The sequence below is a fragment of the Sphingobacterium bambusae genome (genome assembly GCF_033955345.1).
Lineage (GTDB): Bacteria > Bacteroidota > Bacteroidia > Sphingobacteriales > Sphingobacteriaceae > Sphingobacterium > Sphingobacterium bambusae.
Window position 1 is genome coordinate 4409843 of sequence record NZ_CP138332.1, and the last position, 23307, is coordinate 4433149.

General features: G+C 49.7%; 16 protein-coding genes. 14 read left to right on the plus strand and 2 right to left on the minus strand.

Annotated elements, in window-relative coordinates; translation table 11 throughout:
- Positions 1-30: 30 nt before the first annotated feature.
- The 6 genes from SCB77_RS18370 to SCB77_RS18395 all read left to right on the plus strand — a co-directional run bounded on the left by SCB77_RS18370 (position 31) and on the right by SCB77_RS18395 (position 4016).
- On the plus strand, positions 31-279 hold the full coding sequence (locus SCB77_RS18370) for a hypothetical protein (RefSeq protein ID WP_320183455.1): 249 nt from the start codon (positions 31-33) through the stop codon (positions 277-279).
- Positions 280-804: 525 nt separating this feature from the next.
- Positions 805-1821: a hypothetical protein gene (locus tag SCB77_RS18375; RefSeq protein ID WP_320183456.1), complete on the plus strand. Its 1017-nt coding sequence runs from the start codon at positions 805-807 to the stop codon at positions 1819-1821.
- A gap of 92 nt (positions 1822-1913) precedes the next feature.
- Positions 1914-2198, plus strand: coding sequence for a hypothetical protein (locus tag SCB77_RS18380; protein ID WP_320183457.1), 285 nt, complete (start codon positions 1914-1916; stop codon positions 2196-2198).
- Positions 2199-2411: 213 nt separating this feature from the next.
- On the plus strand, positions 2412-2801 hold the full coding sequence (locus SCB77_RS18385) for a hypothetical protein (RefSeq protein WP_320183458.1): 390 nt from the start codon (positions 2412-2414) through the stop codon (positions 2799-2801).
- A gap of 57 nt (positions 2802-2858) precedes the next feature.
- Positions 2859-3515 (plus strand): hypothetical protein, encoded by a 657-nt coding sequence (locus SCB77_RS18390; protein ID WP_320183459.1) that lies wholly within the window; start codon positions 2859-2861, stop codon positions 3513-3515.
- An 84-nt stretch (positions 3516-3599) separates the two neighbouring features.
- Positions 3600-4016: a DUF5675 family protein gene (locus SCB77_RS18395; RefSeq protein WP_320183460.1), complete on the plus strand. Its 417-nt coding sequence runs from the start codon at positions 3600-3602 to the stop codon at positions 4014-4016.
- Between the two features lie 23 nt (positions 4017-4039).
- Here the strand turns inward: SCB77_RS18395 and SCB77_RS18400 are convergent, their stop codons facing one another.
- Positions 4040-4732, minus strand: a complete 693-nt coding sequence (locus tag SCB77_RS18400; protein ID WP_320183461.1) for a DUF1990 family protein — start codon at positions 4730-4732, stop codon at positions 4040-4042.
- Positions 4733-5665: 933 nt separating this feature from the next.
- On the opposite strand from SCB77_RS18400, the gene SCB77_RS18405 reads away from it, so the two are divergent.
- Positions 5666-6664, plus strand: coding sequence for an Rpn family recombination-promoting nuclease/putative transposase (locus SCB77_RS18405; RefSeq protein ID WP_320183462.1), 999 nt, complete (start codon positions 5666-5668; stop codon positions 6662-6664).
- A 470-nt stretch (positions 6665-7134) separates the two neighbouring features.
- On the opposite strand, the gene SCB77_RS18410 is transcribed toward SCB77_RS18405, so the two are convergent.
- On the minus strand, positions 7135-9687 hold the full coding sequence (locus SCB77_RS18410; RefSeq protein WP_320183463.1) for a Kelch repeat-containing protein: 2553 nt from the start codon (positions 9685-9687) through the stop codon (positions 7135-7137).
- Between the two features lie 273 nt (positions 9688-9960).
- On the opposite strand from SCB77_RS18410, the gene SCB77_RS18415 reads away from it, so the two are divergent.
- From SCB77_RS18415 to SCB77_RS18445, 7 genes are all read left to right on the plus strand, one after another.
- The gene (locus tag SCB77_RS18415) at positions 9961-11433 is read left to right on the plus strand and encodes a glycoside hydrolase family 76 protein (protein WP_320183464.1); all 1473 of its coding nucleotides are present in this window, start codon (positions 9961-9963) and stop codon (positions 11431-11433) included.
- A gap of 137 nt (positions 11434-11570) precedes the next feature.
- A complete protein-coding gene (locus SCB77_RS18420; protein WP_320183465.1) occupies positions 11571-13379 on the plus strand; it encodes an MSCRAMM family protein in 1809 nt (602 codons plus the stop codon).
- Positions 13380-13381: 2 nt separating this feature from the next.
- The gene (locus tag SCB77_RS18425) at positions 13382-14821 is read left to right on the plus strand and encodes a glycoside hydrolase family 76 protein (RefSeq protein ID WP_320183466.1); all 1440 of its coding nucleotides are present in this window, start codon (positions 13382-13384) and stop codon (positions 14819-14821) included.
- A 27-nt stretch (positions 14822-14848) separates the two neighbouring features.
- On the plus strand, positions 14849-18028 hold the full coding sequence (locus SCB77_RS18430; protein ID WP_320183467.1) for a SusC/RagA family TonB-linked outer membrane protein: 3180 nt from the start codon (positions 14849-14851) through the stop codon (positions 18026-18028).
- 41 nt (positions 18029-18069) lie between these two features.
- On the plus strand, positions 18070-20130 hold the full coding sequence (locus SCB77_RS18435; RefSeq protein ID WP_320183468.1) for a RagB/SusD family nutrient uptake outer membrane protein: 2061 nt from the start codon (positions 18070-18072) through the stop codon (positions 20128-20130).
- Between the two features lie 63 nt (positions 20131-20193).
- A complete protein-coding gene (locus SCB77_RS18440) occupies positions 20194-21009 on the plus strand; it encodes a DUF3823 domain-containing protein (RefSeq protein WP_320183469.1) in 816 nt (271 codons plus the stop codon).
- Between the two features lie 23 nt (positions 21010-21032).
- Complete coding sequence (locus SCB77_RS18445) at positions 21033-23213, plus strand: hypothetical protein (RefSeq protein ID WP_320183470.1); 2181 nt, start codon at positions 21033-21035, stop codon at positions 23211-23213.
- Positions 23214-23307: the final 94 nt, after the last annotated feature.

The following is a 23307-nucleotide window of genomic DNA, read 5'->3' on the forward strand; positions in this document are numbered from 1 at the left end:
TCTGTGCACTTGTAGATCAGTGCGAACTTTTTGTTAAACCTGTATTGCAGACAGCTGCTGCTGTTTATGCAGGCTGCCGATAGAGATGCGCTCTGGCTACCAAAGCGCAGGGGAAGTAGAGAGATACTGCAGGCGCTAGGCGCCGGAATAGGGCAAATTTTCGCGACGAAAACCTCCTTGCTGAATGGCGCTGCTTCGGGCTGCAGCGGCCTGCTGCGCCAGCGCCTATATTTGGCAAGCAGCGAAGGGGCCGATGTTCAGTATGCGCCTTCAAGCTAAGCGCAGGGGCAACCTGCCTACCGCGCGCTAGACCCGGCATAACCGGCTGCCGGACAGGCTGGCTGTCCAACTGGCACTGCAGCGGGCTGACCTGTGGGCCTAAGCGCTGTTTCGAAAGAGCACCTCGACAAGGGGATATCTCCAAGATGAAAGGGGCGAGTTTCATAATGCTTTTCTTGCAAAGAAGGCCTATGTAAACCAACATAACAAGGGCTGGAAAGCCCAAAAAAGGCTAATATGTATGTTTTGGACATAGTATAGCGAAAAAAATAGCGCAATATGTAGGTTTTAACCATAGTGTGAAAAGTCTAAAAATGGAGTGTATCAAAATTTCCTCCCAGTTATTTCGTGTCCGTTTGACGCTTTTAGGAAACATTTTGTAACAAAATAATAGACCTTATGCTTAATTGATTGCTATTTGGTTAAAAATTTTGGTTTTAAGGTTTTGTTTTTACTATATTAGCTTTAAGAATTTGAATTTACATCCATAGGATAAAAAAGCTAACCATTATAATGCCTGGGATTATGCGAACGTACACCATATTTTCATATGCGATCTTAATGGCCACGGCACTTCACATTGCCGGTGGAGATATCGATATTGGGGAACAGCTCATTAAATTTCCGTTTTGGCTGGGCCTGATTAGCAGCACGGGCATCTGCATGCTCTATGCGATGTGGATATCCTATTGCAAGAAATGGATCATAGGCGATGGGCAACAGCAGAAAACAACGCGTATCCACCGATGGCGACGCTTTCGTTACCTTGCTGTGGCGCTGCTGCCAAGCCTCTCGCTGCACCTCACGGTGCTACTCTTGATATGCATCCCCATGGAAGATAGCAGGGAGATATTTATACGCTACCTGCTCAATATGCCTGCCGTGCTGGTGATGGCTTTCTTTTATGCACTGGCCTTGCTGCATAGCGATCTTTTTATGCTGTGGCCCAATAGCGTGCGGAGCTGGTCAATAGCACAGACCTTGCCCAGCTTTAATGCGCAGGTGCAGACGGGCAATAGTTCAATAGCCGAAGTACAAGCTAGCCCTGCGCCAGAAAAGGATGAAACGGATCGCGCCTGCTTTGACAACGACAGCTACCCGGAAACGCTATACTATATCTTGGCAAAAAATGGGGGCACCATGCTGAAGATGAAGGGCATGTCGGTGCGTTTTTTTGATATTGTGCTGCTATACTCATCTGCCAAGACGCGTTTTGTGATTCTGCGCGACGGCGAGATGCTGGGCGCAGAGAGTGTGATGACGAAGCTGCGCAAAATAGGGCTTGCCCCTTGGATGCTCAAGATCTCCGCAAATTACTATGTCAATATGCTGCTGGTGCAATATCCTACAGTTGTGCAAAGGCGGTGCATATTACTGCAGCCCGATGTAATGGCCTCCATGCAGCCTAAATATAACATAGCATCGCTGCGCAAGGCGCTCCGTATTGGCCGTGGTATGAACCCCTTATTAATACCTGATTTTTTGGCAAGCGTAAAAGCCTTAGACCATAAAGGTTGGAATACGTTTATCCCCTTGGACTAAGCACAGAAATCCTTTTTTTGTAACCCTACAACAGGACAGGAGGCACTGGCCCTCCCACAGTCGGACGTTCAGCTGTTGTGCTAATCCCACACATGATGGATAACCAAATATATGAAGCAATAAAATTGCTTCGCGAAATCAGAGATGCATTGATGAATATCATCGACCAATATGCCAATACTACATCATTGCCGCTCAAAAGACGCATCTACAGTAAACAGCAAGTGCTCGAGATGTTGAACATGACAGAAATTACCTACCGCCGTAATCTTAAAAAAGGATTACTGAAACCCATCCGTATCGCCGGTATCGACCTGTATTTTGAGGAAGACCTAATCGCGGCCATGAACGAGAGCCGGCGTAAAGGCAAGCTGTAGCAACGCACATCGATCAGCCTAAACCTAACCTGAACTTCCCCTAAAGCTAGCTGATCGCTTTTTGCTGCCTCTTATTTTTCGCTTACCTTGCCTATCAGCGTCCCTTTGACGAGCATCAACACCATGAAGACAGAGAAGATGTAGACGCTTTCACACAACAACATGAACCTGATGATTGCTTAGTTAATCTCTTTACGTGAAGATGTGGTGTTGATGGATGTTTTGTTTAACCAAGCAGGCAACAACATGAATCGGATGCTTGCTTGTTTGCTGTTGATGGGTATCAACGTGGATCTGATGTGTGCTTGTGTCAACGTTTCACTTGACAATGTCGACTTGAGGGATGTTTGGTTGAAGCAAGCAGGTGAAGGATTGAACCTGATGAGCATCAACGTCGTGCAGTTACATGACGAAGTGAACCTGATGCTTGAAAAGGATAAGTTGATGCTCGTCAACATCAACTTGATGGATGAAGATGGGGGCTATTTAGTAGCCATTTTGATCAAATCCGATCAAATCCGATCAAATCCGATCAATTTCGATCAAATCCGATCATTTTTTCATTCGGTAGCCTGCCTCTCCTTATGTTTGTTTTGTCGCTGAACGGAATGGCGGATCTTCTCGATCGGGGAAGGAGCTCCCTCCGAAGGATTAGATACCTTGCTTTTTCGATTTCCAGCGACAGCTATAATGATGGCTATTTTTTATAAAGCGCTCGTCGGATTTACACGACTGAAAGACGATGAGCTCATGGTATTGGCGAGCACGGTTCTCGGTGCCATGACAGACAATGCAAATTTTGCAACACCCTCACCAACGCTTCAGGAGGTGCAGGAAGTGGCGGATGAATTCGCCAACAACTTGGCGGCAGCACGCCGCCGAGGAGCGCCCTCGGACACGGCGCTGAAAAATGAAACGCGGGTAGTACTGGAGGCGATCCTGCAGAAACTGGGCAACTACGTCAACAGCGAGAGCGAGGGCAGGCTCTCCAAATTGCTGAGCTCGGGATTCTCCACTAATGGCCCTTCCTCGACAATCTATGTGCCTACAAAGGTCGAGGCAGTGCGCCTAGGCGACGGACGACAGTCGGGACAGATGCGATTGGACTTTGCTCCGCAAAGGGTCGCTTTGCTCTACGAATACCAGTTTCGGACGGTCGGCGACCCCGAATGGAGCGAGCGTTTCACCACTACGAGCTCCCGCGGCAATATCATTGCGCCCGTGCCTGCCGCACAGTTTTGCGAAGCCCGCGTGCGCGGTATTAATTCCCGCGGTGTAGGCGACTGGAGTGATATCGCCAGCATCCTGGTGCGTTAACCAACAGTGCGTCGCTATGGCGTACAGCCGAGCCCTCGGGCTCGGCATCTTGATCGCCCTTCGTGGGCACTAAACACATGTAACATGAAAAAGCAAACGATCTTGCTGCTCCAACGGACATATGGAGCACAGGGAACTAATGGGCGTATAACGTATGATGGGCAGCATATCTGCTATACGATAGAGCTGCCCGACCGGAACAATATCAGACGCCTGAGCTGCATCCCCGAGGGACGCTATAAACTCGAAAAACGCCGCTACACTAAGCATGGCGAACAAATCGGTATCCCTCATGTGCTGGGACGCGAAGCAATACTGATCCATGCCGCCAACCATGCCTTGAACGAGCTGATGGGCTGCATCGCTCCGGTCACCACGCTTACCGGCGAAGGCCGCGGAATAGGCAGCCGCACGGCACTGGCGGGGCTCAAGGAGCTCGTATACCACCTGTGGAATACCGACAAAGAGGTGTTTCTGCTAATCAAGCGTGAAGGGAGGTAACTTATCTAAAGTTGCTGCGGCAATTAGAGGGCATATTGATGTCCCTCTAATTGCTTTTTCATATTTTTAAGAGCCTGCCGAGTGCAAAAGGCTTGGTAGGGGGTTGAAAAAATAGGGTTTACCAGTTTGGCCAATACATGTTGTGGCTTAGAAAAGGTATGTACCTTGAAAAAAATCCTACCATCCTGAGATTCCTCTATGGTAAAGGTTGATAAACCTCGTTCAACATGTCCTTCCAGTGTTTCATATGAAAATCCTAATCTATTTGATTCATTAATGATGTTATTAACACGAACGCCCATTATCATTTTTTGTGAAAACGATCTGTAAGGAGGGAGGTAGACTTGTTGTACGATGGTGTCGCCCACGCGCATACTTCTTTGCTCACTTTTCCATTGGCATAAACTAGTCATTATATCAACAGGGAAGATATCATAGTTAAAAAGAAAGTTGCTAGAAAGCGCTGTTAGTGTTTTCTTTGTGAAGATTTCAATCGTGCTAGTTCTTTCTATTAAACTACTTTGGTTGTATGTGGTTATACCATGTTGCTTTAAACAATCTAAATGCTCCTCGAACCTGCTCTTTTGATCTCTAAAGTAAATTTTCATCACAACTATTTCTTCGTTAGTGCTAGCCCTTGGTTCATGCGCAATAATCTGTATAGTATCATCGCCCGTTATCACAAAAATAAAGAAATAAAGTGCATAAAAAATCATGTAACGTATAAATTAGCCTTAAAGATTACCGCTATCACACATCACTTTGTCACTATATCACCTTATCACTATCCCCCTTCAATCCCTTCCGCCGTTCGCCACGGCAGGGCAGCACTTTTGAAGGCCAAAAGTACTCAAAAGCCTTTGTCTCCTTCAGGTGCTCTCTCGCGCAAGTCCGGCCCACACAAAGCAACATGTTTGGCAAAGCTGAAATAACGTCGAAATCGCTTTGGATGCGATTCCGACATAATTTCTAGGCTTTGTCCATCCCTCGATTCCCCAAACATGTTCTTTGCTTCCCAGCACTTGGAAGGAGACTGGAAGAGTTCCGTTTAACGGTAGCCGTATGATGTAGCTTTTCGATCGCTGGGAAATGGTATTGGGTAGTGCGTATTGAGTAATGCGATAAGGGTAGTGCTAAATTTTAAGATCACCGCTATCAGCTGGTCACTTCTTCACTTTGTCACCTTATCACAAAGTATCAAACTTTACAATTACCGCACCTGCCTAATATTAACACGAACGTCGCCTTATTTTTGTTGCGTCTGTAGAAACTTGCCTCTGCACTACCCACAAGGATGCAACAAAAATTCGCGACAGGGTTTTGCTTACTTTTGCCCCACAAAAGTAAGGCCCATGTCCCGGGCTTAGGGACGAACCGGTCCCAGTATGGGACAAAAGTGTATCGCTGCGGCATAGCCGTAAACCTTTGCCCTACAAAAGTAAGGCCCCTGTCCCGGGCTTAGGGACGAACCGGTCCCAGTATGGGACAAAATTGTATTGCGACAGTGATAAAGGGTCGCGATAGATCTAGAGATTACCACTACCAATCATCACTTTTTTAATCAAACTTAAACGTTTTTAACCGTTTAACAACCGACTACTCCCAAAGAACCTCCTTAACTTTGCTTTTGAAACCAAATATAAATAACGATGCATGCTCCTAAGTTCATTGATTTGACGACGGATTTTGGCTTTAAGCGAATCTTTGGATCGGAGACGAACAAGGAATTTCTAAAGTCCTTTTTGAACGAGCTGTTCCACGGGCGTAAGCATGTCGCTGACTTCCACTACGGGAAGAACGAATATGTGGGTGACGCCGAAGAGATAGGCACAGTGATCTTCGACCTCGTGTGCACGACGGACAGCGGGGAAACGTTTTTGATCGAGGTGCAGCGAAGCACACAGCGAAACCTGAAGCGTCGGATGTTATATTATGGGAGCAAGCTGATTGCCGATATGGCGCCCAAAGGTAATCGCTTTGGCTGGAACTATGCAATCAGCGAAGTGTATATAATTGTGCTGTTAGATGGATTCCCGATGCCCGATCACGACAGTGACGGACGATATATGCACGAAATCGGTCTCTGCGACATACATACGGGAAAAGTTTTCTATAAACAATTGGGATATACTTACATAGAATTAGTTAAATTTGATAAGGAAGAGGTTGAATTACAGACGGATCTCGATCGGTGGCTTTATGTGCTGAAGAACATGTCTAAGCTGAAGAAGCTATCGGTCTATCTACGGAAGCCTATATTCGAGCGGCTGTTTGATATTGCTGCCTACACACAGTTAAATAAGGAGGAACGAAATATGTATGATGTAAGTTTAAAACGCAAATGGGATGCCTTCTCCATCCGAGAAACCCAAGAGCTGGATCTAGCAGATGCAATTGAGAACGGCTTGAAGCAGGGCTTAGAGAGAGGTCTAGAGCAAGGTCTAGAGCAAGGTTTGGAAAAAGGGTTAGAACAAGGTTTGGAAAAAGGTCTAGAACAAGGTCTGGAAAAAGGATTAGAAAAAGGACTAGAAGAGGGAGAACGCCGGAAGGCCGCTGCGATAGCTTTGCAACTCAAGAAAATGGGCCTTTCTGTCATCGATATTGCTGAGGGAACAGGCCTTCCGGTTGCTGAGATTGAAGCGCTGTGAAATAGTACTGCGTAATGAGTAGTGCGTAATGCGATAAGTAAGCGGTAAATCCTTAAGTTATCGCTGTGATCTTCGTAACTATGTCACTTTGTAACCTCGTCACTTTCCAAAAAGCGATCGAGCAGCCATATTCAAAAAATACCGATCAACGGAGCTTTTTCGTTTCATCAAGCGATGGAGAGAGCGGGATGATGCCGTGGCCTAGTGGGTAGGGAAGGCATTAGATTATATACCAAAATCCAATAAAAAGGGATTTTGGGATGTCATCTTCGCCTGGCAGGCAGTGAACCGCTGTGGGCTGGACGGTGGGTAAGATCGCATGGATGAAACAAAGATTTTTTGCATACTTTTTTATCTTGAAAAAAGTATGGCCCCTGTCCCGGGCTTAGGGACAAGAAAGTATAGAGTATTGCGTATAGCGTAGTGCGATAAGAGAAGCGGTGAATCTTAAGATAACCGCTATCAGCTCATCACTTCATCACCAAACGACTCCAAACCTCTTCAAAGCCCCCTCCATACTCTTCCCCCATAAGGCGGCGGTAGTTCTCGGTGAAGCGTTTGTAGAAGAGGCGAGCGCGAGCTTCCTGCTTTTCCTTGTGTAGGGCGTAGAGCCCCTGCTCGAAGGCCAGTTCGTTGATGGCATCTACCATGACGAGCGCCTCGGCGGTGCGAAACAGCGTAGGCCAATCCTTCTCTTCCCGGCTTTGGGCGAGCTGCTGCTGAAAGCGATCGATCAGCCTACTTTCGGTATCATGCTTCCACTTATCGAAGATCGGGTCGTCCATGCCTAGGAGGAATTCACCGCGCTGCAGTATCGTCAAAATTTCTGGATGGAGGATAGACGTACCATCGGCCAGCAGCTGTTGTAGGCGCCAGTAGTCGCAGGAGCAGCTCGACTGGAACACCACACGATAGTGGCCCTCGTCGTAGATAATCTCAACGCCATTCAGCTCGCTCAGCACCTTGCGCAGGTTGTTGATGGCCACCCCCCGGGAAGTCTTCGCTTTATCCTTCGGCTTATCGGGCCAGAGCAGGTGTGTGAGCAAGTTGGAGCTGATGCCCGTATGGGCACTATGAAACAGCAGGAGGCAGAACACCTGCTGCAGACGAGCGCTGAAGAGGTGCGAAATATCCAGTCCGCGGCGATCGATCACGGTGAAGTCGCCGAACAGGTTGATGCGGTTGACGGTCGCCTGCTGAGGCAGGCTCGCTGATGGAGCTGCCTCCAAAGGCACGACGGCGCTGGCTGGCGCATGCTGCACGCCACGATAACGCCAGTATAGGAAGGCAGCAAGAGCTAACCCCGCAGCCCCTACGAGGTAGAAAACCAAGCCCGGAATGCTGCGGCTGCCCGAACCCGGAAAAGCATCTAGCTCGGCCGCGCTGATAGCCGGGAAGTCCAAGCTGTAGACCGACACAGTGGAGCGCACATCATCATCAGATTCCTGCACCAAGGCAACCAGCTTATGCAGGTTGGGGTCAAAATACAGGTTGGCATGCGTACTGATGCGGTCCGAATAGATTGGTATCGAGTCGCCCAATGTCTCATGCCGGCCATCTTGCAGCGCAAAGCGGCGTAGCTTGATAAAAGAATGCGTGAGATGCTCGGGGTAGCCCAGCATATAGATCCAGTTGGAATCGGGGATAACCAAGCCCCGTGCAGGGACGAAAGGACTATCCTTGCGCTCCACATCCCACAGCTTGCTGGTTTTCCCCGTGCGGGGATCAAAGCTATAAAGATCATAGAAATACTTGCGGCCGACGATATGTTGCCCCGACTCGTTGCCCATGCCGCCAAAGATATAGATCTTATGGTCAACCGCAGATTGCCCCGACGACGTGAAATAACGTGGAAAAATAGAGTCGCCCTGCATGGTCGCTTTCGACCATGTCTTATCCTTTAGGCTATACAAGAGCATATCGTTGCTGTAGACCATGTTGCCATAGCCCGCAAACAGCATCAACTGCCGGCTATCAGACAGGTAAGACGCCGCGTGGTGGTTCAGTTCGCGCTGCAGGTACTGCCTGCTCTCGATGCGCCAGCTGAAGTCCTCCAGATCCAAGCTGGCCACCGTGGGGCCATCGTAAGGCGTTGTGTAATGCGTTTCGTAGAGATACAAGCGATGCTCCTCGGGAGCGATAAAGCAAGTGCCGAGCTTAATCTCTACGGGGCAGGGTTGGGCAAAGCGGATATGCCGTTCTTGTCCCGTTTGGACCTCATAGATCGCCAGTGAATCCCGGTTAAAATAATAGATCGATTTGGTCTTGGCATCGTAGGTAGCACCAGAGGTACTGGAAGAGCGCATCTGTGTATGTTTTTGCCAATGGTAAGCATCGTTGAGCAGCCAAGTGCCGTTGACCACCTTGCCCATCACCTCTCCGGCCGCATTATGTAGCTTGTCGCCCTTGCTTTCGCGTAGCGGAAACACCGTTTCACGCTCTTTGTTGCCTATGCGGAAATTGCGCAGCGAGAAGGAAGGTACATCGATCATGTAGTCGCTGCGGCCAAAGGTTACATGGGCTGTGTAGGGCGCGGCGAGTGGCACCTTGGCCTGCTGTGCCGCTTTGCCGCCAATTTGCAGCTCGATGTGCCCCTTGCGGAGCTCGTATGCTATGTGCACCGGAAACCAGTGTTGTTCAATAAGCTGCTGTAGCGGTATGCGCAGGGTTATTAAATTGGCTTTGCCCTCTTCGTTGAGGCGAAACACCGCGTCGCCCTCTTCCTTTTCATAATGCAGGTTGATGATGGAGCGTTGATCCTCCTCCTTGATGCGGACGATGTAGCCCATGCTGCTGTTATTGGGCACCTGTAGATCAAAATCGAGTGCGAAGCGATCGGTAAAGGTAAAAGCCGCCTCGGAAAAAAAACTCGCCGAGGTGCGTTTCTCAATAGGCTGGCTACTACCCGTGAAGCGGATACCTTGACCAAAAAGACTAGCCGGCAAATGCAACAAGCTGCTTAAAATAAATAGTGAAAATAGGATATATGGTGTTCGATCGGCGCGCATGTCTAGACTTCTCATCGTCATCAATAGGTGATAGCAACTATCACACCCTGCAAAGGTAGCTAATATTATACGAAAAAAATTACGTGGTTTTGGTAACAAAATAGGCTAGGCTAGGAGGGAGAAAGCCATTAAAAAAACGCATAAAATAGGGGGTTAACGTTTTTTTTACGGGTTAATTGCAGATTTTAACCCTAGTTTTAATCCCGTCGCTACTACCTTGCCTGAGCATTGAGTCGGAAGACCCTTGCGCCAATTTAAAATTGTGTTATAAACCTTATCAATCTTGGAATGAAGTCTTTTTTCATGGCCCTTTCTTTTACCGTATACTGCAGTTTTGCTTCGGCCACCGTCTTGCCGTCCGCAGGCACGGGCATACCATCAGCTGCTGTTGCTCATGCAGAACAGCTGCATCCACAAGCGCTGGCCAATCAAAACCTAGAGCGCGCCATCGGATTGATCGATGTAACTATAGCGGCATACTTTGATGCACAGACTTTTGAAATGCGCCGGTTCTATCATTTGGACAAAAAAGCTAAATCGAATGAGCGCGCATCCGTTTGGATGTATACGGCCGGTATTGAAGCGGTTAATGCGGTGCTCTCTGGCTTGAAGGCTGCACAGGAAAAGGGCGAGAAAACACTATACGATAGACATTATGCGCGCTACGTGCAGCTGCTGGATAAGCTCTATGCCGAAGCCGATTACTACCTAGGTACTTTCGAGCTTGTTTCCTACACCCAAACAAAAAGCTGGTCGGTATATGCCGTAGATCGTGTGCAGGAGAAAGGAAAGGCCAATGTGAGCGGCGTGCTTAATGTGTACGACGACCAGATGTGGCTGATTCGCGAGCTGCTGGACTCGTATAGACTGACTGGAAAGCGTGCCTACTTGGAGAAAGCGGAATACCTGACGGCCTATGTGCTGGATGGATGGGATGTGACGCGCGACAGCCAAGGGAAGGAAAACGGCGGCATAGCTTGGGGGCCTGGCTACACCACAAAACACGCCTGCAGCAATGCACCGCTGATCAGTTCGCTGGTTTGGCTGCATGAGCTCTACGAAGGAAAATCTGATAAAATAGCCCATCGTTTTATTGATGCGAAGGACCGGAAAACACGCCGTAGTGCGCAGGTGAAAAAACAACAGTACTACCTGAACTATGCCCGCGCTATTTACGACTGGCAGAAAAAACAGCTATTAACTGCCAATGGGGTATATGCCGACATGATGGGCGGCTGCGTGCCGAATTGTGATATCCGCTATGAAGAGCAGGATGGACAGCGCTACCGCGCAAACACCCCTTTAACCGCCGCTGTGGGCAAGGCCTACAGCTACAACAGCGGCACCATGCTCTCGGGCGCAGTAGATCTACATCGCGCAACGGGCGAGGCCATCTATGCACAAGATGGGCGGCTGCTGGCCAAAAATAGCTTCCGGCAGTTTGCTAGCCTCGGAAAAGATGTGCCGCAGTATTACAGCTTTGAAACTAGCGGTTTTAACAACTGGTTCAACGGCATACTGCTGCGCGGATACCACGAAGCGACGGTGCTGGACGCCGGGATTGGCGACTATGTGACGGCCTTCCAACGCAACCTAGACTATGGTTTTGCGCATTTTAACCGTGATGGCTTTCTGCCTACCGATTTGTTGAAAGGCTGGGCTGCCGAAAAAGAACCGCAGGGATTGGAGGGCATGTTTATGTTTACCTATGCCGCACAATATGCCCTGCTGGGCAAACACCAGCTAGAGCAACAGGAGTAAAACCCCGCTTGGCGAGCGGAGTAACCTGCCCAAACCAAGCGGTATGACCTAAGGGATGATAAAAAAAGTAAACCAAGTAAACCAACAACAAACACGATAACCAATACAAATTCAAGAACCTATTAAACATTCATGGGATGAAACACCTAAAAAAATTAATCCATGTGGCATTGATCACCTTGGTCGTAACGCTGCATATGGGCTGCAAAAAGGAGCACGACGCTCCGGATAACCGACGTGGCCAAGTGGTAGGGACCATAACGGACGCCAATGGGGCGCCTATTGCAGGGGTAAAAGTTACCCTGACGGGGATCAAAGAGGAAGACCAAGTGACCACCAGTGGCAACGATGGGAAGTATACCTTTAGCGAGGTGACCTACAGAACCCATGCCGTGACCTTTGAAAAAGACGGCTGGATGGCCGTGGGCCTAACCGTAACCGCGGCTGGTTTTAACGAAGCCGGACAGGCAACGGTAGATGTGGCCATGGTAAGCGCTTCTGCCCGCATTGTGGGTACCGTAACCGATGCGCTGCAAGGCGGCGGACCACTTGCCGGCGTAACCGTCTCCATCGGTGCGGTAGGGGGAACTGTTACTACCGACAACAACGGCCGATTTGTGATCCCTAACCTGATTGAGAACAACTACACCGTTTCCTTTAGCAAAGGTGGATATGTGGGGATTGTGCGCCCAATCACGGCTGCGGATTTTGTGGACGGCATAGTGACGCTGGACGTGCAAATGGGGGGCGAAGAGTTGCTGCCCGGATTAACCGCTGTTGACTTGCGGAAAGCCGAAAAATGGTACTACAACGAATACCGTGGCGGACGCAACGCCGATGCCTATCCACACTGGGACTGGGCCTGTAACTACATGAGCACCCTAGATTTTAGAGGTGCATGGCAAGAGCAGAACGAAGGTACCACCCTACAGATACGCAACAGCGGCGATCAGCGTAACAACCCAGCCAATATGGATGCGTTTGACTCCTTCGTATTCGGTAGCAAGCTGATTACCGAAGACAACAAAATACTGTCGCTACGTGCCCAAACGCACAATGCCGATGCCGCAGCACCAGCCTACTTTGGCGTGCAGGTGATCGACCTCAGCGCTGCACAGCCGAAGGCCGAGAAAGTGGGCAACACCCGCACGCATGGTGGGGGCTATACCGATTTCGAATTTGACCTGCAAGCCTATGTGGGCAAGGAGGTGATCATTGCCATCGGTATATACAGACAGTCTACCGGCGACTACTGGAAGCAAGTGGTGCTGCGCGCCATCCGCTTTGCCGATAGAAAGGTAGAGAACTGGGATTGGCTACCGGGCACGGAAGTGATCAACGGCTGGAAGCTATCGCAAGAAACCGCGCGCTCTACGATGCCGCATACCAAAAAAACCTTCACCGGACTAAGCCCCGTTAGCGGAAACCGCGACAACTATGTAGATGCTTACCGTGCTTGGAGAAATGTGGCCCATGTGGGAGCCGAGTGGATGTTTATGCCGCTGAAGAAGGATCCGGAAGTATTCCCTTCGGAAGGCTACATCATCAAGACACGCAACACGCCGGAAGTAGACACGGAGGTGCCTGAGGCGTATATGTATGCTAAATTTTCGGTTGCGGCAGGAAGCAACCGCCTGGCGCTAAGCACCCGGAATTTTGGTAGCAACTTCACCTATTTCAAACTTACGGCAATAGGCAATGATGGCAGCATAACCCATTTGTCGCCGGCCTCGAACACCGCACAGCAAGCATCGGCCGCTAGCGATGGCTGTTGGCGCTTCAAGCATGGCGACGGCGGTGCGGGCAACCCCGAGGGATATGCCGTGTTTAATTACGACTTATCTGCTTTTAATGGCAAGGATGTGACGCTAGCGCTTGGGGTGTACAATGGCGAAGCCAATACCGGAGAGAATAAACTGGTGATACATAATATTAAAATAAACTAAAGATGAAAAAAAGTATGATGATCGCGATGGGGAGCCTGCTATGCTTCTTCATCTGTGCCTGTAACAAGGCAAAAAGCGATGGGGAGACTATGCCGCCAGAAGACAGCAACCTGGCAACCCGCTCGTTGACCCGTGCCATGGAGATTACCGATAACGCACTTGGCGCTTATTTTTCTGGCAGTGGCATGACCATGGCCCGCTATTATAACCCCTATACCGACAACAGATCGGCTGAAATAGGCAGTGTGTGGATGTATACCAGCGCCATTGAGGCGGTGACCGCCATTATGCACAGCTTGGAGGTGGAAAAGGAGAAAGGTGATGCTACACGCTATAACGAACATTTTAGCCGCTATGAGCAGGAGCTGATGAAGCTATATGATGGTGCCGAGTATTACCTCGGTACCTTTACCCTAACTTCTTATACCGGTACCAAAGAATGGACCGTGTATGGCGTAAACCGCGGAAATTCCAAAGGTGGGGCACGTGTGGATGGTATTGAAAACGTGTATGACGACCAGATGTGGCTGATTCGCGAATTTCTGGAAGCCTATAAAGTGACCGGCAATGCCGAATTTTTAAGCAAGGCCGAATACCTGACGGCCTATGTGCTGGACGGCTGGGATTGTACGATCGATGCCAATGGCAATGAAGTCGGCGGTATAGCTTGGGGCCCAGGCTATGCCACCAAGCACGCCTGTAGCAACGGCCCTATGGTGAGCCCCTTGGTATGGCTGCACGAGCTGTATAAAGGAAAAAGCGACCAAGCAACGCGCCACTATATCGACGCGGGCGACCGCAGAACGCGCAAGCAAGAGCAAATGAGCAAGGCCGACTATTACCTGCTCTATGCCAAGAAAATATATGATTGGCAAAAGCAGGCCCTGCTGCGTGCCGATGGCGTGTATGACGATATGATGGGTGGGTGCACACCGGGATCGCCCCAGTTGGAGCAGATCGACGGCGTAAACTACCGCCGCAGCACCACCTGCCGCGATCGGGTAGGTCCTGCCATCACCTACAACAGCGGTACCATGCTTTCTGGCGCGGCCGATCTATACCGCGTAACCAACGATGCCAAATACCGCGAAGATGGAACAGCCTTGGCCAATGCTTCCTTCGCTTATTTTGCCAAGAAGGGCGTCAATGTGGCGGATTACTACACCTTTGATATCAGTGGATTTAGAAACTGGTTCAACGGCGTGCTGATGCGAGGGTATGTAGATTTTTATCCTATGCACCAGGCATCCGATGCCTACATCGCTGCCTTTCAGCAGAACCTGGACTATGCCTACGAAAACTTTTTCTACAAGGGACTATTGCCCACAAACTTGTTGGTGGGCTGGAACCGCGATCGTGGAAAAAACAATACCGAAGGCATGTTTACCTTCGCCTTTGCCGCCGAATATGCGGTTTTGTCTAGATATGAACATACAAAATAGCTAACCCTTAGTGTAATAGAAACCTATATGATTAAGAATGTAAAGATGGAATTGAGCAGCTGCATACGAGTCGTATGCTTGGTATTGCTCTTACTTCCTGCCGTGTCATGGGCACAAAATATCGTGGTGTCTGGCCGTGTAAACAGCGCGGAAGGAGAAGCCCTCGTGGGCGTATCCGTAACGGTGAAAGGAACCTCGCCGCAATTAGCGACCAGCACCAATGCCGAAGGGCAGTACAGCATACAGGTGCCACAAGGCGCCGTGCTGCACTACCGCTATGTGGGGTATATTGATGTGGAAGAAACCGTAGGCGGCAGAAGCCGTATAGACGTGGTATTGCAGGCGGATGAATCGGCCCTAGAGGAAGTTGTGGTGGTGGGCTATGGAACACAACGCAAAGTGAGTTTAACCGGAGCCGTCTCCAACATTAAAGGCGACGAAATGCGGCGTACGAAAAACGAAAACCCGCAAAACATGCTGACCGGACGTGTTCCGGGCGTGCGCGTGTGGCAACGTAGTGCCGAGCCGGGAAACTTCAACAACAGCTTCGACATCCGCGGCCTGGGGAATCCTTTGGTGGTGATTGACGGGATACCTCGTACTGCTGCTGATTTTCAACGTATTAATTCAAGTGATATCGAAGATATATCGGTGCTGAAGGATGCTTCGGCTGCGATATATGGGGTGCGTGCGGCGAATGGTGTGGTACTCGTGACCACCAAAAAGGGAACCAAGACTGGGAAGACAAGTGTCTCGTTGAACAGTACCTATACCTTTCAACGCCCCTCGGGATTACCGACGCTGGCCGATGCATACGAATCGATGACGATTGAAAACGAACGGGTGCGCAATAATATCGCATCGCCATATAACATTATTTATCCGGAGAGCTCCTTTGAAGATTTTAGAACAGGCAAGCGGCGTACCACCGACTGGACCTCGCTGATCTTTTCGGACTACTCGCCGCAGACACAGCAGGATCTAAGCATCACGGGCGGAGCCGAGAAGTCGCAATATTATGTGGGCTTAGGGCACCTGTATCAAGAGGGATTTTTCAAATCGGGCGATTTGAATTACCGGAAAGTGAATCTGCGTTCAAATATTAGCGCGGAGCTGACCAAAGGGCTGAGCTTTGACCTTAATTTGAGCGGCGTTGTAGACCAGCGAAATAGTCCGTATTCGAGTTCGGCAGATATTATCCGCAACTATTGGCGGCAGGGCGTACTCGCCCCAGCCTATGCCGATCCGGAGAATACCATGCTTAACTATGATGGCTTGGATCTGGAAGAAAACACCGTAGCGAAGATGACCTCCGATATCTCGGGCTATCGTAAAACGGGACAAAAGCAAATCCAATCGTCGGCGAGCTTGAATTACGATTTTGCTGTGCTGAGCGATGCACTGAAAGGCCTTTCTGCAAAAGCCTTGGTTAGTTATGATTACCGGATGGATAATAACAACATCAACCGGAGAGAGTATTACCAATATGCTTTCGACCAAGTAAGCCAGTTGTATGTGCCTAAATTGTACAACATCAGTTCGCCCAACCAAGTGCGTCGGGAGATGTTTGATAAGCAACAGGTGCTTGGACAGTTTATTACAAACTACAACCGCGAATTTAATGGCCGACATCAGGTAAGCGGTCTCTTGGGAACCGAAGTGCAAAAACAAATGGGGGATAACTTCTTTGCACAACGTAACCTCGCTTTCGCCATGGATTACCTCTTTGCAGGTGTGGCGCAAGACCAACTGGGGGGAATGAACAGCTCGTTGAATGATATCTATGAAACAGCCAATGCGGCGGTTTTTGGAAGGGCAAACTACACCTTCGACAACCGCTATATCGCGGAGGCGCAATTCCGTTATGACGGTTCGTCGAAGTTTCTTCCCGGCCGCCAATGGGGATTCTTCCCTTCGGCATCTGTCGCCTGGCGGATCTCGGAAGAGCCGTTCTTTAAAGATTGGTCGGCACTAGCTTTCGTGAACCAACTGAAGCTGCGCGGTAGTTACGGGGTATTGGGAGACGATGGTAGCCTGCAATATGACTGGGCAACGGGCTATGACTATCCCGCAACATCGAGTAATGCAGGTAGCGGATATTATGCGCAGTATGCTCCCGGCTACATGTTTGGCAACCAGTTTATCTATGGTGTGTCTACTTTGCCGCTTCCCAACCAGATGATTACTTGGTTCACCTCCAATACCTTAAATTTTGGGGTCGATTTTGAAGGGTGGAATGGTCTTTTTGGCTTTGCCGTAGATTATTTTGAACGCGAGCGTAAAGGACTGTTTGCACGCCGCACGGGCGATTTACCTACCGTGGTGGGTGCTACTGCTCCGCGCGAGAACTTGGATAGCGACAAGCATTTTGGGATGGACGTGGAACTTTCCCACCGGAACAAAATAGGGGAGCTATCTTACCGCATGAAGGCCATCGGAACCATCACTCGGCAGAAGCACCTGGTAGGCTCCGAGAAAGGTCCTTGGGGAAATTCCTACGATCGCTGGCGCAACGATAACCTGAACAACCGTACACAAGGCTTGCAGTTTGGCTATCAGGGTGCTGGACGATATGTAGACTGGGATGATATACGGAGTTTTCCGATCTATAAAGGAAACCAAACCTTGCCCGGCGATTATAAATATGAAGACTGGAACGGCGATGGGGAGATCAATGGCTTGGACATGCGTCCCCTGTTTTTTGATAGCACCCCTTGGTTGAACTTCAGTTTCAGTTTTGATGCCAATTACAAGAATTTTGATATGAACTTCCTGTTGCAAGGAACGGCCTTAGGCTCCATGCAGTATTTGGAACCGCTGCGCGCCATTTGGGGAAGCAATGGGGGCGGGATACTGGAGCAGTATACCGATCGTTGGCACACGGTTGATCCGCAGGCCGACCCTTGGGATCCTTCGCAAGAATGGGTAAGTGGTTATTACGGCTTTACGGGGAACTACCCGCTGGAGACTTCGACCTTCAACCGGGTAAGCACGGCCTACCTGCGCCTAAAAAGCGTGGAGCTGGGCTATACCTTGCCGAAATTTAGGCCTTCCTCTACCATGAACCTGCGGATATTCGCCAATGCGTACAACTTGTTTACCATAACCGGGGTGAAATTTGTTGATCCGGAACACCCAGAAGATGAACTGGGCCGACTTTATCCGTTAAACAAAACTATTACAGGCGGGCTTTCACTTAGCTTTTAATCCTTGCTGTTATGGACTTTATTAAGACAAAAAAGAATCGTATGAAAAAGATATATCAGTTCACGTTGGCCATTTGTGTGTTATTTGCCTCGTGTTCAAATTTTTTAGATATCCCGCCCAAGAGTATAATTGGTGATAGCGACTTGTTTACCAGTGAGTCAGGCGTAGAGGTATACCTTGCTAGAATGTATAGCAATATGCCCTTTGAAGATTTCAAATACATGGCGCAATGGGGGGTAGAATTTAATGGATGGTTGGCTGCAATGGGCATTGAAGGCACCGGAGAGGCATTGAACCGAGATGGAATCAGTTCGGCATTTACTGGTGAGCGTACGCCGTACTGGGGCAAGGCCATGACGCTATTGCGGGATGCAAACTACCTGATCGAAAATCTTCCCCAATACAAGGATGCTTTTCCTGAAATTACCTATAACCACTACCTGGGTGAGGCCTATTTCGTTCGTGCATTTGTATTCGATGCGATGGCTAGACGATTTGGAGGTGTGCCGTTGGTGACCAAAGTAATTCCCTACCCAGCAGAGCAAGCCGAATTGGAAGTGCCGCGCGCCAGCGAAGAGGAAACTTGGAACCAAGTGCTAGCCGACTTTGATCAGGCGGCAGCATTACTGTCGCCGGCAAGCCCAAAGCGCGGCTATGCCAACAAGTATGTGGCGCTAGCCTTTAAATCGGAAGCCATGCTTTATGCAGGCAGTGTAGCGAAATACAACGAAACGGTAGCGGGCCGGCTTACTGGGCTAGGCGATAAAACGGGTGTTCGGGTGATTGGCTTTGCGGAAAATGCTTGGCAACCGGCATCGAAGAAATATTTCAGGGAGGCCTATCTCGCTGCGCGTGAAGTGATGCAGGGCGGCAAATATGCGCTCTATAAAAAGAAATGGGCCGCTAACGATCGGGAAGCGCAATACCAAAACATGGTTGACATGTTCAGCGATGCCGAAAGTCCAGAAAATATCTATTTGAAGGAATACACTTTTCCGGTATCTACCCACGGTTATGATGCCTATAGTGCGCCTTTTATCTTTAAAGCACCTTTAGCATCGGGCACTTGTCCTACGCTTGACTTTATGGAGCTTTATGAAGGCTTTCCGCGCTATCCCGATGGCACGATTAAGGTAACGACGGGCAACTCCAACACGCAAGGTGATTATTTGCTTTATGATAACCCGATGGACTTCTTTAGCAATGCCGAACCTCGATTGCGGGCATACGTGATATTCCCCGGTGACCGATTCAAAGGTAGAGATATTGAAGTACGCGCAGGTGTTTACACGGGGGCTGTACCAGTGAAACCGTTTTTCACGGATTATTCCTATCAAGCGGCAGAGAACAGGTACCAAAACTTGAATGCCTACCGGGCTACGCCGAAAACCCTTTTTCTAAGCCCACGGGAAGGTGTGTCACAGGAAGTGGTGAATTACAACGGGACAACCATAACCGCTGCCGGTGCCAACGGCCCATTTTTTGACAATGGCGAAGGAAACCTAACGGGGCTTTACGGCAGAAAATGGTTGAACCCCGATCCTGCCTTCGTGGCCGGAGAAGGAAGATCGGATCAACACTTTGTGTTGATGCGTTATGCGGAAGTGTTGTTGAATGCCGCGGAAGCTGCCGTGGAACTATCTCTTGCTGGAGAGGCTTCGCCTGATGGAGCAGACCTGATGCAGGTGGCTACACAAGCGGTGAACGATATTCGGGAGCGCGCTGGAGCATCTTTGTTGTCGGGCGTACTGACGGCGACCGAGAGCGGTCGCAATACCGTGCGCAAGGAGAGACGCAAAGAGCTGGCCTTGGAACATAAGTCTAAATGGGATATCCGCCGCTGGCGGGTGCAGCACTATGAAGGACGAAATGGCTTCTGGGGTGAAAACAGAAATAAGGACGCGTTTAGTAATAATATCCGCTATCGTTTCCGCGGACTTTATCCCTTCTTCTCGACCAATAGTGGAAAATACTTTTTCGATGCCAGATTTCAATGGGTGAGTTTGAAAACCTTTGAATACAATGTGATCGACTATTATTTCGCCATTCCGGGCGGAGAAGTAGCGAAGAGTGCGGTAATAGACCAGCAGCCCAACCGCTAAGGATGCGGAGCGCGATGCTGCAATAGAAAATAAATAGAACAAAGAAAATCTAAAAATAATCAGATGAAAAAGACAAGCATGTTTATAGCCTTAGCGTCTCTTTTGTTGTTGGCTTCTTGCAACCTCTTCGAGCTGGATAGTTATCCTGCGCCGGCAGAAACCCTGCACGGAGAGGTGGTGGATGTGGCTACCGGAAAGCGGGTGCTAACGGATCAAGGAAGTGAAGGAATACGGGTGCGCCTTATTGAGACCAGCTGGGGAGAAAATGTAACGCCCAATCCGGACTTTTTCTGTATGCCGGATGGTACATTCCAGCATACGAAAATTTTTAAGGGAACCTATAACGTACAGATAGATGGACCATTTATCCCCTTACTGCGCGAAGATGAGCGTGGAGTGCCCATTGCCGATGAGACGAAAGACCTCGACATTGAGGGGGTAACAGAGGCGAAATTTGAGGTGCAGCCCTTCCTGAATGTGGAATGGGTGGGCGAGCCGCAGGTAGTGAATGGCAAGATACAGGCGAAGGTGCGCGTGAGCCGCGGTGTGACGGAGAACGAATTTCGCGAGAAGATAGAGCCCATGGGCGGCTACAGCAGCAGCTTCCAAAATGTGACCGATATTCAGCTATTTGTCAGCTATTCCTCGTCGGTAGGATACCGTGCACGCGATGAGCGCTGGACAAGCGCCCTCGACTATACCGGCTCTTCATTTAATAGCTTGCTGGGACAGACGGTGACAATCGAGTCAAACGGAACGATTCCACCGGGGCGAATTGTCTTTATCCGCGCAGCGGCACGTATCAACTACGATACACCGGTCGGAAGCGGTACTAGACGCTACAACTATACGGATGCCAAAGAGGTATTTGTAAACTAAGGACAGGAAAATATAGATAGGTAATGAAAAATTGGACTGTATATGTGGGCATGGCCGTTCTGCTGGGAGGCGGATCGGCCATGGCGCAACAAAAAACCGACAAGGTAAAAACGACCTTTCAGACCTCGCGGGAATGGCGCCCGACGATAGACAATCGCGCGGATGCGGTGATGGTTTACGGTGTGGGCGGCAATCCATCGGACAAGCACAAGCGCGTGCCCTTTGCCGAGCGCGTGAAGTCGTGGAAAGACCGCGGCTATACCGTGCATTTTATGACGGGTATCGCTTGGGGTGAATACCAAGATTACTTCACCGGGCAATGGGACGGGCAGTGGCATTTGGATGAAGGGCAGGTGACCCAAGCGCAAGACACCATATGGCATGGACATATGGTGCCCTACATTGTGCCAACAGACAATTTTTTGAAATACCTGAAGGAACGCCATATCAAGCCGGTGATCGATGCGGGCATAGACGCCATCTTCATGGAAGAGCCGGAATTTTGGGCAAGGGCAGGATACAGTGCGGCGTTCAAACGAGAATGGAAGAAGTATTATGGCTTTGATTGGCGACCACAGCACGAGTCGCCAGAGAATACCTACCTGGCCAACAAGCTGAAGTACCAGCTCTACTACAAAGCCTTGGAAGAGGTGTTTACCTTTGCCAAGGCCTATGGTAAAACCAAGGGCATGGATGTCAAATGCTATGTGCCTACACATTCGCTCGTGAACTATGCCCAGTGGATGATCGTTTCGCCGGAGGCTAGCCTAGCCTCGCTACCGGTAGTGGATGGCTACATTGCGCAAGTATGGACGGGTACCTCTCGGGAGCCCAATTTTTTCAATGGTAAGGAAAGAGAGCGGGTCTTTGAAACGGCCTACCTAGAGTATGGTTCGATGGCCTCCATGACCGCCCCGACGGGCCGAAAGATGTTCTTCTTGACGGACCCCATTGAAGACCGCGCAAAAGACTGGGTAGATTATAAGACGAACTACCAAGCAACCTTTGTGGCACAGCTACTGTATCCGCAGATTGCCGATTATGAGGTTATGCCTTGGCCAGAGCGTATTTACGAAGGGCTATACCGCACCAATCCGAACAGCGAGGACAAGCAGCGCATTCCGCGCCCTTACTCGACCCAGATGCAGGTGATGATCAACTCGCTAAACCAAATGCCCTTGAGCGATAATAAACTCTCGGGCAGCGCCGGCATATCTGTGCTGATGGCCAACTCGTTGATGTTTCAACGTTTCCCGACACATGCAGGCTATGATGATCCGCAATTGGCCAATTTTTATGGCTTGGCGCTACCTTTTCTGAAACAAGGCGTGCCGGTAAAGACCGTACATATCGAGAATCTAGGATTTAAAGAGGCTCTGACGGACACCAAGCTGTTGCTAATGACCTATGCGAATATGAAACCCCTAGAGCCGGTGGCCCATGAGCAATTGGCTGCCTGGGTGAAGGCGGGCGGGCAGTTGATCTACTGCGGAACGGATAAGGATCCGTTTCAAACGGTGCAGGAATGGTGGAATAGCCAAGGTAATACCTATCCTGCTCCTGCAGATCACCTCTTTGAAAAAATGGGTATAGCTGCCGGCGCAGCCGAAGGCTTATATACCTTTGGGAAAGGAGCTGTGCAGATCGTACGCGTGGACCCGAAAGATTTTGTGCTGAAAACAAACCACAGCCAACAGCTGATCAGCATGGCGCAGGCGCGATACAAAGCGGCAACGGGAAGTAGCTTGGCCTTCAAGAACAACTTTTACCTGCGGCGTGGCCCATTTGAGCTGCTGGCCGTGCTGGATGAAAGTGTCAACGACGATCATTACACGATACGCGGGACGCTGATCGACCTCTTTGACCCAAAACTGCCGGTGTATCGCGAGCGATCCATTGCGCCGGGCGAGCAGGCTTACTTTTTTAACGTGGACTTGCTGGAAAATAAGAAAAAGCCGCAGGTGCTCGCGGCGGCCAGTCGGGTTTATGACGAGCAGATCGGAAAATCAACTTATGCCTACTTGGCCAAAAGTCCGATAGAGACGACGAACATCTCGCGGGTATTGCTGCCTAAGCGGCCGAAGACGGTGTTGGTAAATGGGATGGAGGTATTTGACCTGCAACATTGGGACGAGGCGTCCAAGACCTATCTACTGGGCTTTGAGAACAATCCTGAGGGGGTTAAGGTCAGTTTTGCATGGTAAGGGATACGCTGTAGCTGTGTTCTGAAAGGGGGGGATGCAAAAATTGAACAGATGGTATCATTTTTTGAATATTATCTGATATTTCGGGGAGGGT

What these genes read in the sequence shown, in the direction of transcription:
- SCB77_RS18375 (WP_320183456.1), top strand. Translation starts at nt 805, where the DNA reads ATGCGAACGTACACCATATTTTCATATGCGATCTTAATGGCCACGGCA.
- SCB77_RS18380 (WP_320183457.1), top strand. Translation starts at nt 1,914, where the DNA reads ATGATGGATAACCAAATATATGAAGCAATAAAATTGCTTCGCGAAATC.
- SCB77_RS18385 (WP_320183458.1), top strand. Translation starts at nt 2,412, where the DNA reads ATGGATGTTTTGTTTAACCAAGCAGGCAACAACATGAATCGGATGCTT.
- SCB77_RS18395 (WP_320183460.1), top strand. Translation starts at nt 3,600, where the DNA reads ATGAAAAAGCAAACGATCTTGCTGCTCCAACGGACATATGGAGCACAG.
- SCB77_RS18400 (WP_320183461.1), bottom strand. Translation starts at nt 4,732, where the DNA reads ATGATTTTTTATGCACTTTATTTCTTTATTTTTGTGATAACGGGCGAT.
- SCB77_RS18405 (WP_320183462.1), top strand. Translation starts at nt 5,666, where the DNA reads ATGCATGCTCCTAAGTTCATTGATTTGACGACGGATTTTGGCTTTAAG.
- SCB77_RS18410 (WP_320183463.1), bottom strand. Translation starts at nt 9,687, where the DNA reads ATGAGAAGTCTAGACATGCGCGCCGATCGAACACCATATATCCTATTT.
- SCB77_RS18415 (WP_320183464.1), top strand. Translation starts at nt 9,961, where the DNA reads ATGAAGTCTTTTTTCATGGCCCTTTCTTTTACCGTATACTGCAGTTTT.
- SCB77_RS18420 (WP_320183465.1), top strand. Translation starts at nt 11,571, where the DNA reads ATGAAACACCTAAAAAAATTAATCCATGTGGCATTGATCACCTTGGTC.
- SCB77_RS18425 (WP_320183466.1), top strand. Translation starts at nt 13,382, where the DNA reads ATGAAAAAAAGTATGATGATCGCGATGGGGAGCCTGCTATGCTTCTTC.
- SCB77_RS18430 (WP_320183467.1), top strand. Translation starts at nt 14,849, where the DNA reads ATGATTAAGAATGTAAAGATGGAATTGAGCAGCTGCATACGAGTCGTA.
- SCB77_RS18435 (WP_320183468.1), top strand. Translation starts at nt 18,070, where the DNA reads ATGAAAAAGATATATCAGTTCACGTTGGCCATTTGTGTGTTATTTGCC.
- SCB77_RS18440 (WP_320183469.1), top strand. Translation starts at nt 20,194, where the DNA reads ATGAAAAAGACAAGCATGTTTATAGCCTTAGCGTCTCTTTTGTTGTTG.
- SCB77_RS18445 (WP_320183470.1), top strand. Translation starts at nt 21,033, where the DNA reads ATGAAAAATTGGACTGTATATGTGGGCATGGCCGTTCTGCTGGGAGGC.